Raw genomic sequence first — 18,763 nt, 5'->3', positions numbered from 1 at the left:
TGCGGAGCGGTTTTGCGCAGGATAATGCGTAAAAGCTCTAATGGCGGAAGTGACGCATCCCCGTCATGACCATGGCGATGCCATGTTCGTCGGCAGCGGCGATCACTTCATCGTCCCGCATGGAACCTCCCGGCTGGATGACTGCGGTTGCACCGGCCTGAACGGCGGAAAGCAGACCGTCGGCAAACGGGAAGAACGCGTCGGAAGCGACCACGCAGCCCTTGGTGAGCGGTTCTGCAAGACCGGCGGCTTCTGCCGCGTCTTCAGCCTTGCGGGCTGCGATGCGGGCTGAATCCACGCGGCTCATCTGGCCTGCGCCGATGCCGACCGTTGCGCCGTCCTTCACATAGACGATGGCGTTCGACTTCACATGCTTGCCGACGCGGAAGGCGAATTTCATATCGTTGAGTTCGGCTTCGGTCGGCGCACGCTTGGTGACGACCTTGAGATCGAGATCGTCGACCACACCATTGTCGCGCGACTGGACCAGCAAACCACCGGCGACTGTCTTGGCGGCGATGCCCTTGGCGCGCGGGTCCGGCAGGCCGCCGGTGACGAGCAGACGGAGGTTCTTCTTGGCAGCAACGATGGCCTGTGCACCTTCGGTGGCATCCGGAGCGATAATGACTTCGGTGAAGATCTTTACGATCTCTTCAGCGGCTTCCTCATCGAGCGTTTTATTGAGCGCAACAATACCGCCGAACGCCGAAACCGGATCGCAGGCGAGTGCCTTCAAATAAGCTTCCTTGATGGTGGCTGCTTCTGCAACGCCGCAAGGATTGGCGTGCTTGATGATGGCGACGGCTGCGGTGCGGGCAGGATCGAATTCTGCGACGAGTTCGAAAGCCGCATCGGTGTCGTTGATGTTGTTGTAGGAGAGCTGCTTGCCCTGAAGCTGGGTCGCGGTGGCAACGCCGGGGCGCTTCTCGCCAGTGAGATAAAAGCCAGCCGTCTGGTGCGGGTTTTCTCCGTAGCGCATGACGGAATGCAGCTTGCCTGCGACCGAGCGATAGACCGGAGTTTCTTCGTTGATCGCTTCGGCAAACCAGTTGGAAATGGCTGCGTCATAGGCTGCCGTGCGCGAGAAGGCCTTGGCGGCAAGCTTCTTGCGGAAGGCAAGCGGCAGGGAGCCCGCATGCTTTTCCAGTTCAGCGACGACGTTGGCATAATCGTCAGGATCGACGACCGTTGCGACATAGGCATGGTTCTTGGCGGAAGCGCGGATCATAGCCGGGCCACCAATGTCGATGTTTTCGACGGTCGTGTCGTAGTCGCCGCCCTTGAAGCGGACTTCCTCGAACGGATAGAGATTGATGACGGCAAGATCGATGCCGCCGATGCCGTGTTCTTCCATGGCCGCGACGTGTTCCGGATCGTTGCGCACGGCGAGCAGGCCGCCATGGACTGCCGGATGCAGCGTCTTGACGCGTCCGTCCATGATTTCCGGGAAGCCGGTTACTTCGGATACATCCTTCACCGGAATGCCTTCAGCGGCAATCGACTTGGCGGTGCCGCCGGTCGAAAGGATTTCGACACCTTGCGCGTGAAGCGCTTTGGCGAAATCGATCAGGCCGGTTTTGTCGGAAACGGAAAGGAGGGCGCGGCGCACCCGATGAAGATCGGGAGCGGGAATATGCTTGGAGCTGACAGCCATAGGGAGTTGGTCTCTTCGTTGCTGAAACGGATGCGTTCAGGAAAGTGGACGGCTCGCCCTAACACAGGCGCGCCGAGAATCCTACCGCAAAAGGCCGGAAAAGAACGGTGAAGAGGTATTTCTTGCCCCGCATTCGGTCCCATTGACCCTCGACCCTTCGAGACGACGCCCTTCGACAAGCTCAGGACGCCTCCTCAGGGGGAGGGGTGGAGAGCGAATTATACGTAACTGCCAAGTGCGACGCGGCTGAACTGCCAGTTCACTTCCGGTAATTCGGAAGCCGGGAAGGAGAGCACGATCTGCTTCGATGTCACGGGGCCGCGGAAGCCCGCAAAGAAGATCGAATCTTCCAGTTGCGGCGCAACTTCAAAACAGGAGAAGACCCAGGTATCGTCGCGATCCGCCGACAGAACGATCAATCCGTTCTCATCGAAGGAAATATCGACCGATGGATGCAGATGGAAACGCACCGCGATATTGTCGCGTCCGTTCGCCTTCAACGGACGGCCATCGCCGCGATAGAAGCGGTCGGCGCCCTGAATGACGCTGCCATTGTGCGACAGCACAAGGCGACGTTCATGATAGATGCCGAACAGGCGCGCATAGCCGTCATGGCTGGCAACAAAGCCCTGTCGTCCCATTTCCTCGATCCGGTCACGCTGCACGCGGGTTGGTCCTGCAATGATCGGCGTGCCGATCATGTTGGAGAGACCCGCATTGAGGCTGAAGCGGCACGATGAGGTGTCGTTGATGGTGGCCGTGGAGTGCGCAGCCGTGGAACGGCCTAATGGACGAAATTCCGGCGGACCGAAACGGTCAATACCGGAATTGACGATATAGCGCTGGCGCCCCGAGGACATTTCGAAGGCGAGGCAGCCGGCATGGGCATCCCGCGAAGCTGTGACCGGCGGCGGCAGTCCGGTATCGGCGATGATGGTGGTCGAACCCATCGAAAGCCGTTCATAGCCGGAATAGGGCGCATGGGTCAGCGGCGATCCAGCGGTCTCGTCATGCCTGAGAACCGATATGATGCGTTCCGGCATGGTCGGGCCAACGCCGTTGAAAAGCGCAAGGCTGCCATCCTGATGACGGAAGAAACGCAGGGCTGGCAACATGCGCTCGACGGCTTCGATCAGCGCCTTGGGCGGTGCTTCCGTGCCGTTGGCATAGGTCTGGCGGAGCGGCAAAAGATCGGCCAGCAGTTCCAGAACCGTAACGGGGTTGCGCGAGATATGTCCGCCATCGGGCAGGATCTGGCGTTTCAGCTCATATTCGAGATTGCGCCGGGCGGCGCGTGCCGTCGGTGGCGAAACAGGCAGAGCCAGAGCAGCGAATGCCAATGCGATGCGGGCGCGCAACCGTTCCTCGCCATCATCCATGGCGGCGGCAACGGTGCGCAGATAACGCACCTGCATGGCCAGCGAGCGCATGAAGCGGCGATAGGCGGGGAGTTCGGCGCCCGACAGAATGAGGTTTGAATGCTGAAGCCAGGCGATGATGCGCTGGGCGGTGACCTCCGGCGACCAGGCGATGCCGCCGATGCGTTTGCCGAACATGCGCATCCAGTCATCGACGAGCGCACGCGCATTAGCGGTTGCCAGTTCGCTATTGGCGCTTTTCAAATGACGCAGCCAGCCGAAACTCTGAAGCGCTGCTTCCCATTCCGGCGTCGGCGGTTCGACGGCGAAAGGCGACAATCCGCCGGTTTCGACCAGACGACCGGCCAGCGCAAAACGGCCATGATAGAATTCCTGTGCCAATTGCGGGTCTGCTACGCGCAGATCAGGCGGTGCGATCAGGATACGGTCGGGGGTGAAGCCGGTGAAGCGCCAGCGATAAAGCGGCCCCATGCGCAGACGGCGGCTGAACTTGCGCCAAGCCTGTGCAACGGCCAGTCCCCAAAGATGTGGGGTTTCGCTGAGGGCGACTGCCACCCGGTCTTTCTCCGTATCGTTTGTCATTATTGTTTGGCCAGATCGAGCAGCCAGTTCCTTTGATACAATTGTACAGAAATGGTGAATCGAGCGTTAACCATAACGGGTATCGCGACCCGTTATGGCAAATTATACGATTTGTTTGCTTATATCCGGTCTCAGGCCCGGCGCTTGAAGCGGGCCGCGAAGAAGCCGTCCATGCCAGCCATGAGCGGATTGCCTTCAAAACGATCCGGCGGCAAGTCTGCCGGGGTGGATCGCAGAAAGCCTTCTGCTGTGACCAGCCCATCCAGAAGCCCGTTCAGACTGGGGCAATCCTGCTCCGTGATCGGGAAAGGTTCCAGCAACGGATTTTCCGCTGCCTTGCGTGCCATTTCCTCGCCTTCGAGCGGGTGCAGCGAACAATTGGAAAAGACGATTACGCCGCCGGGTTTGACCAGAGTGGCCGCGTGCGCCAAAAGTTTGCCCTGAAGTTCGGCAAGCTTTGCTATGTCCTGCGGCGTCTTGGTCCAAGGCACATCCGGATGACGGCGCACAGTGCCGGTGGAAGAGCAGGGCGCATCCAGAAGCACAGCATCGAACAGTTCGTCCGGCTGGAAATCCATCAGATTGGTGGCAACGGTCTTCGCCTCGAAGCCGAGACGTTCCAGATTGCCGCGCAGGCGCTTCAGCCGATTTTCGGAAAGGTCGAGCGCGGTCACATTGGCGCCCTGAAGTACGAGCTGCGCCGTCTTGCCGCCGGGGGCGGCGCACAGATCGGCAACCCGTTTGCCCTTGATATCACCCATCAGGCGCGCAGGCAGGCTCGCGGCCACATCCTGCACCCACCAGTCGCCTTCGGCAAAGCCGGGCAGGTCGGTGAGATTGCCTTCGACCGTTTGCAGGCGCACCGAACCGTTGGGCAGTGCGACGCCACCGAGCTTTTCGGCCCATGCCTTTGCGTCACCCTTGACCGTGAAATCGATCGGCGGCTCATAGGCATGCATGGCAAGAATGGCTGCTGCTTTTTCCGCGCCATAGGCGTCGGTGATGCTTTTGGCAAACCACTCCGGCACATTGGTTTCGGGCTCAAGCGTGTGGGCGAGAGCACGTTCCTTGTTGCGCGAAAGGCGACGCAGCAGCGCATTGACGAGACCGGCATATTTGCGATTGCGCGGATCATTGTTCGCCGCTTCCACCGCAAGATCGACCGCCGAATGATCGGGCAGGTTCAGATAGAAAATCTGGGCGATGGCCACATGCAGAAGATGTTTCAACGCCACGGCATTTTCCGGCAATGGTCGGTCCAGACGCTTGTTGATGGCGCGTTCGATGCTGCCGCGATTGCGGAGCGCAGAGCCGAGAATGGCGCGAACCAGCGCGCGGTCGCGCGGCTCCAGCGCCAGATATTGCGGATGACCGTGCGTATTGTCGGTCAGACCGTCAAGCGAGGTGTTCTTTTCGATCACCGCACCGAGAAGGCGCGCCGCACACAAACGCGCCGCCAGACCGGGGCGCAGGTCTGCGGCATTGGTGTTCATTTGCGGCTTTTTATTTCCACGCTTCGGCGCGGGCTTTTTATCGTTCACACTGTTCTACTTTATTTAGGACCACGGCCCCCGATAACCGGAACCGCCATTGCTGTTACCGCCTGCATTACCCCATGGACCGCTGCTTTGGGAAGGGGCAGCGGCACGCGGGGCCATTCCAGCCGAGCGGATGCCCATTTCGGCAGCCATCTGTTCAAGTGCTGCAATGCGGTTATCGGTGTCCGGATGGGTCGAAAAAAGATTATCCGCGCCGCGTCCGCTCAAGGGATTGATGATGAACATATGCGCGGTTGCCGGGTTGTGTTCGGCTTCCTCGTTCGGGATGGCCTTGGCGCCACGCGCGATCTTGCCCAGCGCCGAGGACAGCCACAGCGGATTGCCGCAGATTTCCGCGCCGCGCTTGTCGGCGGCATATTCGCGGGTGCGGCTGACAGCCATCTGCACGATCATCGCGGCAAAGGGCGCGACGATCATGGCAAGAATGGTGCCGACCACGCCCATGATGCCGTTGCCGTTCTCGCGATTGCCGCCCAGGAAGAAGGCGAAATTGCCGAGCATGGAGATGGCACCGGCAAGCGTTGCGACGATGGTCATGGTCAGTGTGTCGCGGTTCTGGACGTGCGCCAGCTCGTGTGCCATCACGCCTGCGACTTCTTCCGGCGTCAGGCGGTTGAGGAGGCCAGTCGTGGCTGCAACGGCAGCATTTTCGGGATTGCGGCCCGTGGCAAAAGCGTTCGGCTGGTCTTCATGGATAATGTAGACCTTCGGCATCGGAAGGCCCGCATTGGTGGCGAGCCCGCTCACCATGCGGTAATAATCCGGCGCGCTGCGCTCATCCACTTCCTGCGCATTATACATGCGCAGCACCATCTTGTCGGAGTTCCAGTAGCCGAACAGGTTCATGGCGACTGCAATCACAAGCGCAATCATCATGCCGCCGCCGCCGCCCAGCAAATAGCCGATGCTCATGAACATGACCGTCATGAGGGCGATCAGCATGGCAGTTTTTGTCATATTCATCTGCGGCGGTCTCCAAATCCTAGGCTGCATGACCCGCAAGGGTTTTGCACGGCAAGCCTTTCTGCCTATATGATGGGTATGAACAGGCTTTGCTTCAATGTTCGAAGCAAAAACCGAGAACGGGATTGTGACCGATGAGCGAAAAAACCGAAAGCCCGCAAAACGTCGACAAGCGCACGTTCGAAGACCTGCCGCCTGCTGCCCAGCGCGCATTGAAGGAAGCTGAAGCGCGCCGCGCTGCCGAAAAGGCAAACGAAGCGCCCCGCGAAATCGGTGGTCGCGGCGGCAAGGACCCCGCCCGTTTCGGCGATTGGGAGATCAAGGGTCGGTCGATCGATTTCTAATAAGTTTGGGATATTGTCGCCCTGCTGGCCTGCAAATCGCGCTCTTCTGCGCTTCCGGTGCTCATGTACTTTTAAGTACACTCCGCTCCGGTTCTCAAAGATCACGATTTTCGTCTCAGCAGGACGACAATCTCATCAAACTTGGGCGCCTTCTCAGACCGCGTTGTTAAAAAAGCCCCGGTTTCCCGGGGCTTTTTATTATTTCTTGTTCTGGCGATTTTCGATCAGGTCGTCCACGACGCCCGGATCGGCCAGCGTCGAGGTATCGCCCAGTGCACCAAACTCGTCTTCGGCGATCTTGCGCAGGATGCGGCGCATGATCTTGCCCGAGCGGGTTTTCGGCAGGCCCGGCGAGAACTGGATCTTGTCCGGCGTGGCAATAGGACCGATTTCCTTGCGCACGTGCTGGGTCAGCTCCTTGCGCAGGGCGTCTTCGTCCTGAACTGCTTCGCCGGTCATCAGCGTGACGTAGCAATAGATGCCCTGTCCCTTGATCGGATGCGGATAGCCCACGACAGCGGCTTCTGAAACCGAGTGATGCGAGACGAGTGCCGATTCGATTTCTGCCGTGCCGAGGCGATGGCCGGAAATGTTGAGCACGTCATCGACGCGGCCTGTGATCCAGTAGTAACCGTCTTCGTCGCGACGGCAGCCGTCGCCGGTGAAGTACTTGCCCTTATAGGTCGAGAAGTAGGCTTCGATGAAGCGCTTGTGATCGCCGTAAAGCGTGCGCATCTGGCCCGGCCAGCTGTCGATGATGCAGAGATTACCGTCCACCGCACCTTCAATGACAGCGCCTTCATTATCGACCAGTTCCGGCTTGATGCCGAAGAACGGTCGTGTTGCCGAACCTGGCTTGAGGTCGGTTGCGCCGGGCAGCGGGGTGATGAGAATGCCGCCGGTTTCCGTCTGCCACCATGTATCGACAATCGGCGACCGCTGGTCACCAACGACATTGTAATACCATTCCCAGGCTTCCGGGTTGATCGGCTCGCCAACCGAACCGAGCAGGCGCAGCGTCGAACGCGACGAGCGGGTGACGAATTCATCACCGGCGCCCATCAGGGCGCGGATGGCCGTAGGCGCAGTGTAGAAGATGTTGACGTGATGCTTGTCGACGACTTCCCAGAAACGTCCCTGATCGGGGAAGTTGGGCACGCCTTCGAACATCAATGTCGTCGCACCGTTGGCGAGCGGGCCGTAGACGATATAGGAGTGACCTGTCACCCAGCCCACATCCGCCGTGCACCAGTAGATATCGCCATCATGATAGTCGAAGACATATTGATGTGTCATCGATGCATAGACGAGATAGCCGCCGGTTGTGTGCAGTACGCCCTTCGGCTTGCCGGTCGAGCCGGAGGTGTAGAGGATGAAGAGCGGGTCTTCCGCATTCATCGGTTCCGGGTCGCAGGTCGGTTCGACGCTTGCGACTTCCTGATGGTACCAGAGATCGCGGCCCGGCCCCCAGCTCACCTTGCCGCCGGTACGGCGCACGGTGAGAACCTTGTTGACCATGACATATTGCTTGGCTGCAATGTCGATGGCGGTATCGGTGTTTTCCTTCAGCGGAACCGGCTTGCCGCCGCGCACGCCTTCATCGGCCGTGATGACGAAAGTGGATTCGCAGTCGACGATACGACCGGCAAGTGCTTCCGGCGAGAAGCCGGCAAAGACGACCGAGTGCACAGCGCCGATGCGCGCGCAGGCCAGCATCGCATAGGCCGCTTCCGGGATCATCGGCAGATAGATCGTGACGCGGTCGCCCTTCTTCACGCCGTGCTTCTTCAGCACATTGGCGAGACGGCAGACATTTTCATGCAGTTCGCGATAGGTGATCTTCTTGTCGATATAGGGATTGTCGCCTTCCCAGATGATGGCGACCTGATCGCCACGGCTCTTCAGGTGGCGGTCGATACAGTTATAGGAAACGTTGGTAACGCCGTCCTCATACCATTTGATGGATACGTCGCCGTTGAAATCGGTGTTCTTGACCTTGGTGAAAGGCTTGAACCAGTCGATGCGTCGTCCGTGCTTTGCCCAGAAGCTGTCCGGGTCGCTCACGCTTTCCTGATACCAGTCGAGATAGGTTGCGTTGTCGATGAGCGTGTTTCTCTTTGCCTCGGCAAGGACCGGGTAAAGCTTTTCCGACATGATTTCCTCCTTCAGCATTCCGCGAGCCGGACAATATCCCGCTCGTATAAATGCACCCAAAAACTGACCGGCACCTCCCGCCGGATGAGACGGCCTGCCGTGAAAGGTGAGACCATCGGGTGCCCTGTCTACCTTCCATTGCAGGCAAGGTAAATTAGACAATCGGCGCGTCTATGATCCACAATGACGCATCGTCAGAAATAGCAACTGGCAGCACTCGCTGTCGAATGGTGCTAATATATTGTTTTTACAGTTTAAAAACCATTTTGAGTGATTATCTCCTATTCAGGAGCCTGACAATAAGGCTCTTCACAAAAAGGGGAAATCGCCATGACGACGTCCGCTTTGAACGCAAAGTCAGCCTTTGAACTCCAGCTCGCCGGTTATGGTCTGACGACGGCGAAAGTTTTCTACCACTTACCTGATCACCCGCATCTGCTGCAGCTTTTCGTCTGGCAGGATTATGACCTCGCGCCCGATTTTCCGGTGCTCAATCATTTCATCGAATTCTGGAATCGGGAAATCGACGGGCCGTTGCATTCGGTCAGCTACACGCATTTCCGGCTGCTTGGCCCCTCGGACTGGAGGAATGTGCAGGGCGAGATCGTCCTGCATTAGGAGCATTTCCAGCAAAAGTGTGAAGCGGTTTTGCGGAGGATAATGCGACAAAAACAAACAGTAGGGGTGACAATTCACGCGGGGTCGGCATAGCTCCGTCCGCCGAAGATGGCCGAGCCGACACGCACCGATGTCGCGCCGAAACCGATGGCGGTTTCATAATCGCCCGACATGCCCATGGAGAGCTTTTCGACCTGTGCCTCGCGGGCGAGCTTTTCCAGAAGCGCGAAATGCGGCCCCGGATTTTCATCCGCAGGCGGGATGCACATCAGCCCCTCGATGGCGAGGCCATGTTCCTTGCGGCAGCGCTCGACAAAGGCGACGGCTTCCTTCGGCGCAATGCCGGCTTTCTGTTCTTCAAGTCCGGTATTCACCTGCACGTAGAGCTTTGGGGCCTTGTTCTGCTTTTTGATCTCGACGGCCAAGGCGGCTGCGATCTTTTCACGGTCGACGGTTTCGATGACATCGAAGAGGGCGACGGCATCGGCGGCCTTGTTGGATTGCAGCGGGCCGATGAGATGCAGTTCGATGCCGGAATAATCGTCGCGCAGTCCCGGCCATTTGGCTTGTGCTTCCTGCACGCGGTTTTCACCGAAGACGCGCTGGCCTGCGTCGAGGACCGGGCGAATTTCTTCGGCATCGAAGGTTTTCGATACGGCGACGAGCGTCACGGAAGCCTTGTCGCGCTGTGCTTCCTCTTCGGCATTGGCGATTGCGGCCTTGACCGTGTTCAGGTTCGCTACGATATCTGACATGAAACTCTCGCTTTCAGGCTTTTCATCCGCAAAAGGTTGACGCTTTCGCCAATACGTGGTGAAGGTCGCCATTAAACATCGACTCTCCTTATTGCATCACCTTCGTACGAGTAAATACGGTCATGGCAGCCGAACGTTATAATCCGCGCGTGGCGGAAGCTCATTGGCAGAAAGTCTGGGAAGAAGACCGGACCTTCGAAACCGACAATAGCGACAGCCGCGAGAAATATTATGTGCTCGAGATGTTCCCCTATCCATCGGGGCGCATCCATATGGGCCATGTGCGCAACTATGCGATGGGTGACGTTGTCGCCCGTTACAAGCGCGCCAAGGGTTTCAACGTGCTTCATCCGATGGGATGGGACGCGTTCGGCATGCCTGCGGAAAATGCAGCGATGCAGAACAAGGTTCATCCGAAAGAATGGACCTACCAGAACATCGCCACGATGCGCAGCCAGCTCAAATCGATGGGTCTTTCGCTCGACTGGGCGCGTGAATTCGCGACCTGCGACGTGGAATATTATCATCGCCAGCAGATGCTGTTCATCGACCTTTTTGAAAAGGGGCTGGTGACGCGCAAGACCTCCAAGGTCAACTGGGATCCGGTCGACAACACCGTGCTTGCCAACGAGCAGGTGGTGGATGGTCGCGGCTGGCGTTCGGGTGCGCTGGTCGAACAGCGTGAACTGACACAGTGGTTCTTCAAGATCACCGATTTCAGCGAGGAATTGCTGGCCGGTCTTGATACGCTCGACCAGTGGCCGGAAAAGGTTCGCCTGATGCAGCGCAACTGGATCGGCAAGTCGGAAGGCCTGCAGGTCCGCTTCGCGCTGGACGCTAAGACTGCCCCTGCCGGCTTCTCGGAAGTTGAAGTTTACACGACCCGTCCGGACACGCTGTTTGGCGCATCGTTCCTGGCAATCGCTGCCGATCATCCGTTGGCCAGAACGCTGGCTGAGGGCAATCAGGCCCTGACCGATTTTATCACCGAATGCCATCAGGCAGGCACGTCGCTGGCAGCACTCGAAACGGCCGAGAAGAAGGGCTACGACACGGGCGTTAAGGTTCGGCATCCGTTCGATGAGAACTGGGAATTGCCTGTCTATGTCGCCAATTTCGTTTTGATGGAATATGGCACCGGGGCGATCTTCGGCTGCCCGTCTGGCGATCAGCGCGATCTTGACTTCGCAAACAAATACGGCTTGCCGGTTGTGCCTGTTGTGATGCCGAAAGGCGAAGATGCTGCGACTTTCGCGATCACCGATACGGCGTATGGCGACGATGGTGTGATGATTAATTCACGCTTCCTCGACGGCATGACACCGGAAGCCGCCTTCAATGAGGTGGCGAATCGTCTGGAACAGACCAGTCTCGGCAACAGCCCGCAGGCAAGCCGCAAGGTGCAGTTCCGTCTGCGTGACTGGGGCATCTCGCGCCAGCGCTATTGGGGTTGCCCGATCCCGATGATCCATTGCGAAAGCTGTGGCGTCAATCCGGTGCCGCGCGCCGATCTGCCGGTCAAGCTGCCGGACGATGTCGAGTTCGACCGTCCGGGCAATCCGCTCGACCGTCATGCAACATGGCGCCATGTAAAATGTCCGAAATGCGGTGCCGATGCGCGTCGTGAAACCGATACGATGGATACGTTCGTCGATTCGTCCTGGTACTATGCGCGCTTTACGGCGCCTTGGGAAAACGAGCCGACCGACCGAAAGGTTGCCGATCACTGGCTGCCGGTCGATCAGTATATCGGCGGTATCGAACACGCGATCCTGCATTTGCTCTATTCGCGTTTCTTCACCCGCGCGATGAAGGTGGTCGGTCACGTCGGCATCGACGAGCCGTTCAAGGGCCTGTTTACGCAGGGCATGGTGGTGCACGAAACCTACAAGGCCAACGGCCAGTGGGTGGCACCTGCCGACATTCGCATCGAGGAAACCGACGGCAAGCGCAGCGCGACCTTGCTCTCGTCCGGCGAGCCGGTGGAAATCGGTTCCATCGAGAAGATGTCGAAGTCGAAGAAGAATGTTGTCGATCCGGATGACATTATCGCTTCCTACGGTGCTGATACGGCGCGCTGGTTCATGCTGTCTGATTCGCCACCCGAGCGTGACGTGATCTGGACGGAAGCCGGTGCCGAAGGCGCCCATCGTTTTGTGCAGCGCGTCTGGCGTCTGGTGGCGGAAGCTGCCGAACATCTGAAGGACGTTGCGCCCAAGACCGGGACGCAGGGTGAAGCCCTTGTCGTTTCCAAGGCTGCGCACAAGGCGGTCAAGGCTGTCGGTGACGATATCGAGAAGCTCGCCTTCAACCGTGGCGTTGCCCGTCTTTATGAGCTGGTCAACACGGCTGCTGCATCCCTGCAGCAGGTGGCTTCGGGCAATGCGGATGACGAGTTGAAGAGTGCCGTCCGTGACGTCACCGAAAAGCTCATCCTGATGCTGGCGCCGATGATGCCGCATCTGGCTGAACAGTGCCTGGCCGTACTTGGCGGGAAGATTGCCGGTCGTGAAACGCTGGTTGCCCGCAGTGCCTGGCCGGAATTCGATCCGGCATTGGTGGTGGAAAACGAGATCGTTATGCCGGTGCAGATCAACGGCAAGAAGCGTGGGGATTTGACAATCGCCCGCGACGCTGATCAAGCTAGCATCCAGCAGGCGGTGCTCGAACTTGACTTCGTCAAGGCTGCGCTCAACGGGAGCTCGCCGAAGAAGGTTATCGTGGTGCCGCAAAGGATCGTCAATGTCGTTGCCTGACCGCTTTTTCTCCGCAATCAAAGCCTTCCGGGTTGCGTTTTTCGCACTCGGGGCCGCGGTTCTGATGGCTGGATGCACCGTGCAGCCGCTTTACTCCTCCGGCGCTGGTGCCGGTGGAACCATAGGCGGCAGCGTGACGCCGGACATGCGCACCAAGCTTGCTTCGGTGGCCATCGATCCGGCCGGCGATGTGTTTCAGCAGCAGGTCCGCAATCGCCTGATCTTCCTGCTTGGCGGTGGTGCCGGTGAACCGGCCAACCCGACCTATCGGCTTGGTCTCGGTCTGAGCAGCAATACGATCTCCGCGGTGAGTGTGGATATTGGCGATCAGACCGACCGTACAGGTCGTCCATCGGCTGGTATCGTCAAGGCGACGTCGAACTTCGTGCTGCGTGACAAGGACGGCAAGCCGCTTGCCGCAGGCACCCGCACGGTTGGCGCTTCCTTCGACCGTCCGCGTCAGGAATTCGCAAACCTTCGCGCTGAACGCGATGCGCGCAAGCGCGCTGCCGAAGAACTTGCCGAACAGGTGTTCCTCGCTCTGGCGCAGAAATTGTCGAAGCTCTGATTGGGCTTCGACCTGACATCGAAAGGCGGTGCCGCAAGGTGCCGCTTTTTTTGTTTTAGATACTAGAAAAATTGCAGTAAATTCAGAAGGGTAACATTGCTGTGCCTTGCCAACATTTATGTGTCTTCTTGTTTTTCATGAAGTGATTGGCAACCTGAATGCTTCTGCGGGCGCATGATGCGTCCGCTGGTTCAAACCAGTTTTTACAGGAGTAGTTGGATGAAGCGGTTTTCCATGACGATGGGCAGTCTCGCGATTTTGGCCGGGCTGGCGGTTGCCGGTCCTGCGATGGCACAGGAAAAGACAGCGCCGTTGCAATGGCAATATTTCCAGGCGGATGAGAATGGCTTCAATCGTACGCCTGTCCTTCTGACCGGAGACAAGGAAGCCATCCTGCTCGATGGCGGCTTCACGCTTTCGGACGGCAAGGCGGTTGCCGAGAAGATCAAGGAAACGGGTAAGAAGCTGACCACGATCTATGTGAGCCAGAGCGATCCGGACTATTATTTCAGCCTTGGCCCGATCAAGGCCGTCTTTCCTGATGCGCGCATCATCGCAGCCCCTGAAACGGTCGATGCGATCAAGGGTAATATCGAGGCGAAACTGAAGGTCTGGGGTCCGCAACTCAAGGACAATGGCCCGCAGAAACTGTCGGATGTCGTTATTCCCGAAGCTTCCGATGTGAAGGCGCTGGAGCTTGAGGGCAATGAGATTGAAATCGTTCCCGCCGAAGGCATGACGAACAGGCGTTATCTCTGGGTGCCTTCATTGAAGGCGGTGTTTGGCGGTGTTCTGATAACGGCAGGCGAGCATGTCTGGCTTGCCGATACGCCCGATCTTGCCCAGCGTGAGGCATGGATCAGAAATCTCGATACGATTGCTGCACGCAATCCTGAAGTGGTTGTTCCGGCGCATATGAAGCCCGGTTCGGCGACGGATGTTTCGGCAATCAAGTTCACCCGCGATTATATCGCGGCCTTCGACGAGGAAGCGGCGAAAGCCAAGGATAGCGGCGAACTGATCGCAGCAATGAAGAAGCGTTATCCTGATCTTGGCGGTGAAAGCAGCCTGGAACTCGGTGCAAAGGTCATCAAGGGCGAGATGAAGTGGGAATAAGCTGGAGCATTTCCAGCAAAAGTGCGAAGCGGTTTTGCGTAGGATAATGCGTAAAAACAAAAAGATAGAGTATTTTCAACGATTAAATTTAAACTGGAAATGCTCTAGTCTCAAATTGACAGGCGGCTATAAAGGCGGTGTGGATTTCACGCCGCCTTTTCATTTGCAGGGGCCCGATCAAACCATGCGTCTCGTTTCGTTTTCTGCCAAAGGCTATCGCTCGCTGCGTTCCGTCCGGTTTGATCTCGGACAGGTGACGGTTTTCGTTGGCGAGAATGGTGCCGGAAAATCCAATCTCTATCGGGCGTTGCAACTGGTGAAGGCGGCGGCGGAGGGCAATCTCTCTACTGAAGTGGTGCGCGAAGGCGGGATGCAATCGGCCATGTGGAGCGGCAATCGCCGCAAGCACGAATCGGCGCGCATCATTCTGGAAGCGGACTTTGAAGACGAGCGGCTCGCCTCGCGTCTTTCCTATCGTGTCGAGGCAGGTCTGCCGCCGCCGGTTTCCGGTGCCTTTCCCTTCGAGCCGCAGATCAAGGAAGAACAGCTCAATCTCGATACCGGTCGTCGCCCCGTGGATCTGATGGATCGGCGCGGACCTGCGGTTTTCGCGCGGGACGGGGAAGGGCGGCGCATGGAGCACCCGGCGCGCCTGCTGACTTCGGAAAGCGGGTTGGCAGTGCTTGGGCAATCCGGCCATTATCCGGAGATAGGCGATCTTTCCGCGCAGATACGTGGCTGGCGCTTTTACCACGGTTTTCGAAGCGACCGTGATGCGCCGGTGCGTCAGCCGTCCATAGCCGCAACTGCTGCGATGCTGGACGAGGACGGTGGCAATCTTGCCTCCGTCTTTGCCACGCTTGCCCATATCCGGCAGGATACGGTCGACCTTGATCGTCTGGTTGCCGACGCGCTGGAGGGTGCCAAGCTGGTCGTTCCCTATCCGGAAGAAACGGCGACTTTCGGCCTGAATTTCCCGGCTTTCCCGCCGCGAACATTTCGCCCCGGAGAATTGTCCGATGGACAGATTCGCCTGCTGGCTCTGGCGGGTGCACTGCTTTCCTATCGCCTGCCGCCACTGATCGCGCTCAACGAGCCGGAGGCAAGCCTGCATCCCGATATGATCCCGTCACTTGCCCGCATGATCGCGCAGGCATCCGAACGCAGCCAGATATGGGTGGTGACTCATTCAGCCGCCCTTGCCAGTGCCATTGCGGAGCAATGCGGCGCAAGACCGATCCGGGTGAGCAAGCAGGACGGGGAAACGGTGCTGGAATAAAAAAGGCGAGCCGATGGCCCGCCTTTTCATGTCTCTGAAAATCGTCGATCAGGCGATCTTCTGACCGGTCTTCGCCCAATCGGCGAGGAAGGTTTCGAGGCCCTTGTCGGTCAACGGATGCTTGACCAGTGCCTTGAGCGTTGCCGGAGGCGCGGTCACGACATCGGCGCCGATGAGGGCTGCTTCCTTGACATGATTGACGGTGCGAACCGAAGCGGCAAGAATTTCGGTGCGGTAATCGTAATTGTCGTAAATCGTGCGGATTTCGGCAATCAGCTCCATGCCGTTGATGCCGGTATCGTCGAGACGGCCAATGAACGGCGAAATGAAGGTCGCGCCGGCCTTGGCTGCCAGAAGCGCCTGATTGGCCGAGAAGCAGAGCGTCATGTTGACCTTGTGACCATCAGAAGACAGAGCCTTACAGGCTTTCAGTCCGTCGAGGGTTACAGGCAGCTTGATGCAGATATTGTCAGCGATCTTGGCGATGACGGCCGCTTCCTTCATCATCTGCTCATATTCGGTCGCGGCAACCTCGGCTGAAACCGGGCCCTTGACGATGTTGCAGATTTCCTTGGTCACTTCGATAATGTCACGACCCGACTTCAGGATGAGGGACGGGTTGGTGGTCACGCCATCGACCAGCCCAAGGTCGTTGAGCTCGCGGATTTCCTTGACGTCCGCAGTGTCCACGAAAAACTTCATAACAGCGTTCCTCCATAATGAGCGCGGGTGGATTTGAGGAATTTAAAACCATTTAATTCCCGGAAGGTGGCTTTTCTTTAGCGCAAAGCCGCGCCAAGGTCACGCGATCATGTCGAAAGATTCGCACGATATTGCAAACCCCATTTCTGGTCTGTTTCCGGAGCTCGCACCACGGGTCGTTCCCGTACTCGTGCCCATGCCCGCGGAGCGGCCTTATTCATATATGGTTCCGGAAGGGATGAACGTCCAGCCCGGATCGATCGTGCGCGTGCCGCTCGGACCTCGTGAGGTGGCGGGGATCGTCTGTGAGGGGGAAACCGACGCCGTTGACGCCAGAAAGTTGCGGGCGATTTCCGAAGTTTTCGACTGCCCGCCGGTGGGAGCCGACATGCTGCGCTTCATGCGCTGGGCAGCTGACTACACGCTTTCGCCGCCAGGCATGGTGGCGCGCATGGTCCTGCGTGTGCCAGCTGCATTTGATCCCGAACCATCGGTGCCGGGTCTTCGCTATTCCGGCGGTGAACCGGAGCGTATGACCGAAGCGAGGTCGCGGGTGATGGAGCTTGCCCGCGACGGGCTTGCATGGACCAGATCCGGCCTTGCCCATGCGGCGGGTGTCTCCATGACGGTCGTGGACGGGTTGAAGACGCAAGGTATTTTCGAGGAAGTCATGCTGCCGCCGCCAGCCGTGGTGGCAAAGCCCGATATCGACTATGCACGGGCCACGCTTTCGGAAGACCAGCAGGCGGCGGCTGAAATGCTGTCGGAAGCTGTCGAAGCCGATTGTTTTTCGGTTTCACTGCTCGATGGCGTGACCGGATCGGGCAAGACCGAGGTTTATTTCGAAGCCGTTGCCAAGGCGATCGAGCAAGGCAAGCAGGTGCTGATTCTCCTGCCTGAGATCGCGCTGACACAACAATTTCTCGACCGGTTCCACGATCGTTTTGGGGCAAAGCCTGCCGAGTGGCATTCCGACCTTGCCCCCCGTACCCGCGAACGCGTCTGGCGGCAGATTGCCGAGGGTACGGTGCGGGTGGTGGCAGGGGCGCGGTCGGCGCTCTTTCTGCCCTTCAAGGAACTGGGGCTGATCGTTGTCGATGAAGAACATGATCCGGCTTACAAACAAGAAGACCGGGTCTTCTACAATGCGCGCGACATGGCGGTGGTGCGCGGCCATATCAGCGGCTTTCCGGTGGTGCTGGCATCGGCCACGCCATCCATCGAGAGTCAGGTCAATGCGGAGCAGGGGCGTTACAAGCGAATCAAGCTTTATGGTCGCTATGCGGAAGCCGCACTGCCCGATCTGAAGACCATCGACATGCGGCGTTCTCCGCCACCGCCGGGCCGGTTTTTGTCGCCCGCACTGACCGAAGCTGTCGGCAGGACGGTGGAACGCGGAGAGCAGGCGCTTTTGTTCCTCAACCGGCGCGGTTACGCGCCTTTGACCTTGTGCCGGGTCTGCGGCCACCGCTTTCAATGTCCGCAATGTTCAAGCTGGCTCGTGGAACATCGTTTTCGCGGGCAGCTGATGTGTCATCAGTGCGGCTATCATGAGCCGGTGCCGGAGGCTTGTCCCGAATGCGGCACCCTGGATCATCTGGTCGCCTGCGGTCCGGGTGTGGAGCGCATCGCGGAAGAAGTCGCGGCAACGTTCAGCGAAGCGCGAATCATAGTTCTTTCGTCTGATATGGCAGGCGGCGTGAAGCGGCTGCGGCTGGAACTCGATGCTATCGCAAAAGGCGAGGCGGATATCGTGATCGGTACGCAGCTTGTTGCCAAGGGGCATAACTTTCCCAACATGACATTGGTGGGTGTCGTGGATGCCGATCTGGGGCTTGCCAATGGCGATCCCCGCGCGGCTGAGCGTACCTTCCAGCTTCTCAATCAGGTGACTGGACGTGCCGGTCGAACCGGTCGCAAGAGCCTCGGACTGATCCAGACCTACCAGCCGGATCATCCGGTGATGCGGGCAATCGTCAGCAGCGATGCAGGCGCATTCTATGCCCGTGAAATTGAGGAGCGCGAACGCAGTACTTTGCCGCCTTTCGGGCGGCTCGCCGCGTTGATTATTTCCGCGGACAACCGGCCCGAAGCCGAAAATCATGCGCGTGCGCTTCGCCGTGCGGCACCCTCATCCCCGGAGATTTCCGTGCTCGGGCCCGCCGAGGCACCGCTTGCGCTCGTGCGGGGAAGACACCGTTTCCGCATTCTGGTGCACGGGACCAAACGCGCCGACATTCAAGGATTTATCCGCGTCTTGCTCGCCGCCGGGCCGAAGGAAAAAGGCTCGATAAGGGTGCAGGTGGATATCGATCCGCAAAGCTTCCTTTGACA

General features: G+C 58.7%; 14 protein-coding genes. 7 read left to right on the top strand and 7 right to left on the bottom strand.

The window, feature by feature from the left end; translation table 11 throughout:
• Positions 1–37: 37 nt before the first annotated feature.
• From purH to htpX, 4 genes are all read right to left on the bottom strand, one after another.
• Positions 38–1,654: a bifunctional phosphoribosylaminoimidazolecarboxamide formyltransferase/IMP cyclohydrolase gene (gene purH, locus OHI65_RS20910; protein ID WP_061347959.1), complete on the bottom strand. Its 1,617-nt coding sequence runs from the start codon at positions 1,652–1,654 to the stop codon at positions 38–40.
• Positions 1,655–1,872: 218 nt separating this feature from the next.
• Positions 1,873–3,615 (bottom strand): heparinase II/III family protein, encoded by a 1,743-nt coding sequence (locus OHI65_RS20905; protein WP_010661483.1) that lies wholly within the window; start codon positions 3,613–3,615, stop codon positions 1,873–1,875.
• Positions 3,616–3,746: 131 nt separating this feature from the next.
• The gene (locus OHI65_RS20900; protein ID WP_125300877.1) at positions 3,747–5,156 is read right to left on the bottom strand and encodes an RsmB/NOP family class I SAM-dependent RNA methyltransferase; all 1,410 of its coding nucleotides are present in this window, start codon (positions 5,154–5,156) and stop codon (positions 3,747–3,749) included.
• 15 nt (positions 5,157–5,171) lie between these two features.
• Positions 5,172–6,137, bottom strand: a complete 966-nt coding sequence (gene htpX, locus OHI65_RS20895; protein WP_125300878.1) for a zinc metalloprotease HtpX — start codon at positions 6,135–6,137, stop codon at positions 5,172–5,174.
• 134 nt (positions 6,138–6,271) lie between these two features.
• Between htpX and OHI65_RS20890 the strand changes: the two genes are divergently transcribed.
• A complete protein-coding gene (locus OHI65_RS20890) occupies positions 6,272–6,481 on the top strand; it encodes a DUF1674 domain-containing protein (protein WP_012091251.1) in 210 nt (69 codons plus the stop codon).
• A 198-nt stretch (positions 6,482–6,679) separates the two neighbouring features.
• Here the strand turns inward: OHI65_RS20890 and acs are convergent, their stop codons facing one another.
• The gene (acs, locus tag OHI65_RS20885) at positions 6,680–8,635 is read right to left on the bottom strand and encodes an acetate--CoA ligase (protein WP_125300879.1); all 1,956 of its coding nucleotides are present in this window, start codon (positions 8,633–8,635) and stop codon (positions 6,680–6,682) included.
• Positions 8,636–8,965: 330 nt separating this feature from the next.
• Between acs and OHI65_RS20880 the strand changes: the two genes are divergently transcribed.
• Positions 8,966–9,253 (top strand): usg protein, encoded by a 288-nt coding sequence (locus tag OHI65_RS20880; RefSeq protein WP_006471250.1) that lies wholly within the window; start codon positions 8,966–8,968, stop codon positions 9,251–9,253.
• Positions 9,254–9,327: 74 nt separating this feature from the next.
• Here the strand turns inward: OHI65_RS20880 and OHI65_RS20875 are convergent, their stop codons facing one another.
• On the bottom strand, positions 9,328–10,008 hold the full coding sequence (locus tag OHI65_RS20875; RefSeq protein WP_094514259.1) for a YggS family pyridoxal phosphate-dependent enzyme: 681 nt from the start codon (positions 10,006–10,008) through the stop codon (positions 9,328–9,330).
• 122 nt (positions 10,009–10,130) lie between these two features.
• Here OHI65_RS20875 and leuS point away from each other — a divergent pair, with 122 nt between their 5' ends.
• The 4 genes from leuS to OHI65_RS20855 all read left to right on the top strand — a co-directional run bounded on the left by leuS (position 10,131) and on the right by OHI65_RS20855 (position 15,727).
• The gene (gene leuS, locus OHI65_RS20870) at positions 10,131–12,764 is read left to right on the top strand and encodes a leucine--tRNA ligase (RefSeq protein WP_125300880.1); all 2,634 of its coding nucleotides are present in this window, start codon (positions 10,131–10,133) and stop codon (positions 12,762–12,764) included.
• Complete coding sequence (gene lptE, locus OHI65_RS20865; RefSeq protein ID WP_010661475.1) at positions 12,751–13,332, top strand: LPS assembly lipoprotein LptE; 582 nt, start codon at positions 12,751–12,753, stop codon at positions 13,330–13,332. Before leuS ends, lptE begins: the two co-directional genes overlap by 14 nt.
• Before the next feature lie 219 nt (positions 13,333–13,551).
• Positions 13,552–14,448 (top strand): MBL fold metallo-hydrolase, encoded by an 897-nt coding sequence (locus tag OHI65_RS20860; RefSeq protein WP_012091254.1) that lies wholly within the window; start codon positions 13,552–13,554, stop codon positions 14,446–14,448.
• A gap of 184 nt (positions 14,449–14,632) precedes the next feature.
• The gene (locus OHI65_RS20855) at positions 14,633–15,727 is read left to right on the top strand and encodes an AAA family ATPase (RefSeq protein ID WP_040130055.1); all 1,095 of its coding nucleotides are present in this window, start codon (positions 14,633–14,635) and stop codon (positions 15,725–15,727) included.
• A 48-nt stretch (positions 15,728–15,775) separates the two neighbouring features.
• Here OHI65_RS20855 and fsa read toward each other — a convergent pair whose 3' ends face one another.
• Entirely contained in the window at positions 15,776–16,429 is a 654-nt protein-coding gene (gene fsa, locus OHI65_RS20850) for a fructose-6-phosphate aldolase (RefSeq protein ID WP_010661472.1), read from the bottom strand.
• Positions 16,430–16,538: 109 nt separating this feature from the next.
• On the opposite strand from fsa, the gene OHI65_RS20845 reads away from it, so the two are divergent.
• Positions 16,539–18,761, top strand: a complete 2,223-nt coding sequence (locus OHI65_RS20845) for a primosomal protein N' (protein WP_125300881.1) — start codon at positions 16,539–16,541, stop codon at positions 18,759–18,761.
• The last annotated feature ends 2 nt before the right edge of the window (positions 18,762–18,763 follow it).

Source organism: Brucella sp. MAB-22, assembly GCF_025908475.1.
Taxonomy (GTDB): Bacteria; Pseudomonadota; Alphaproteobacteria; order Rhizobiales; family Rhizobiaceae; genus Brucella; species Brucella anthropi.
This window is presented reverse-complemented; position numbering and strand designations above follow the sequence as displayed.

Bases quoted from the DNA above. Each gene is read 5' to 3' on its own strand.
- purH (WP_061347959.1), bottom strand. From the start codon at position 1,654: ATGGCTGTCAGCTCCAAGCATATTCCCGCTCCCGATCTTCATCGGGTG.
- OHI65_RS20905 (WP_010661483.1), bottom strand. From the start codon at position 3,615: ATGACAAACGATACGGAGAAAGACCGGGTGGCAGTCGCCCTCAGCGAA.
- htpX (WP_125300878.1), bottom strand. From the start codon at position 6,137: ATGAATATGACAAAAACTGCCATGCTGATCGCCCTCATGACGGTCATG.
- OHI65_RS20890 (WP_012091251.1), top strand. From the start codon at position 6,272: ATGAGCGAAAAAACCGAAAGCCCGCAAAACGTCGACAAGCGCACGTTC.
- acs (WP_125300879.1), bottom strand. From the start codon at position 8,635: ATGTCGGAAAAGCTTTACCCGGTCCTTGCCGAGGCAAAGAGAAACACG.
- OHI65_RS20880 (WP_006471250.1), top strand. From the start codon at position 8,966: ATGACGACGTCCGCTTTGAACGCAAAGTCAGCCTTTGAACTCCAGCTC.
- OHI65_RS20875 (WP_094514259.1), bottom strand. From the start codon at position 10,008: ATGTCAGATATCGTAGCGAACCTGAACACGGTCAAGGCCGCAATCGCC.
- leuS (WP_125300880.1), top strand. From the start codon at position 10,131: ATGGCAGCCGAACGTTATAATCCGCGCGTGGCGGAAGCTCATTGGCAG.
- lptE (WP_010661475.1), top strand. From the start codon at position 12,751: ATGTCGTTGCCTGACCGCTTTTTCTCCGCAATCAAAGCCTTCCGGGTT.
- OHI65_RS20860 (WP_012091254.1), top strand. From the start codon at position 13,552: ATGAAGCGGTTTTCCATGACGATGGGCAGTCTCGCGATTTTGGCCGGG.
- OHI65_RS20855 (WP_040130055.1), top strand. From the start codon at position 14,633: ATGCGTCTCGTTTCGTTTTCTGCCAAAGGCTATCGCTCGCTGCGTTCC.
- fsa (WP_010661472.1), bottom strand. From the start codon at position 16,429: ATGAAGTTTTTCGTGGACACTGCGGACGTCAAGGAAATCCGCGAGCTC.
- OHI65_RS20845 (WP_125300881.1), top strand. From the start codon at position 16,539: ATGTCGAAAGATTCGCACGATATTGCAAACCCCATTTCTGGTCTGTTT.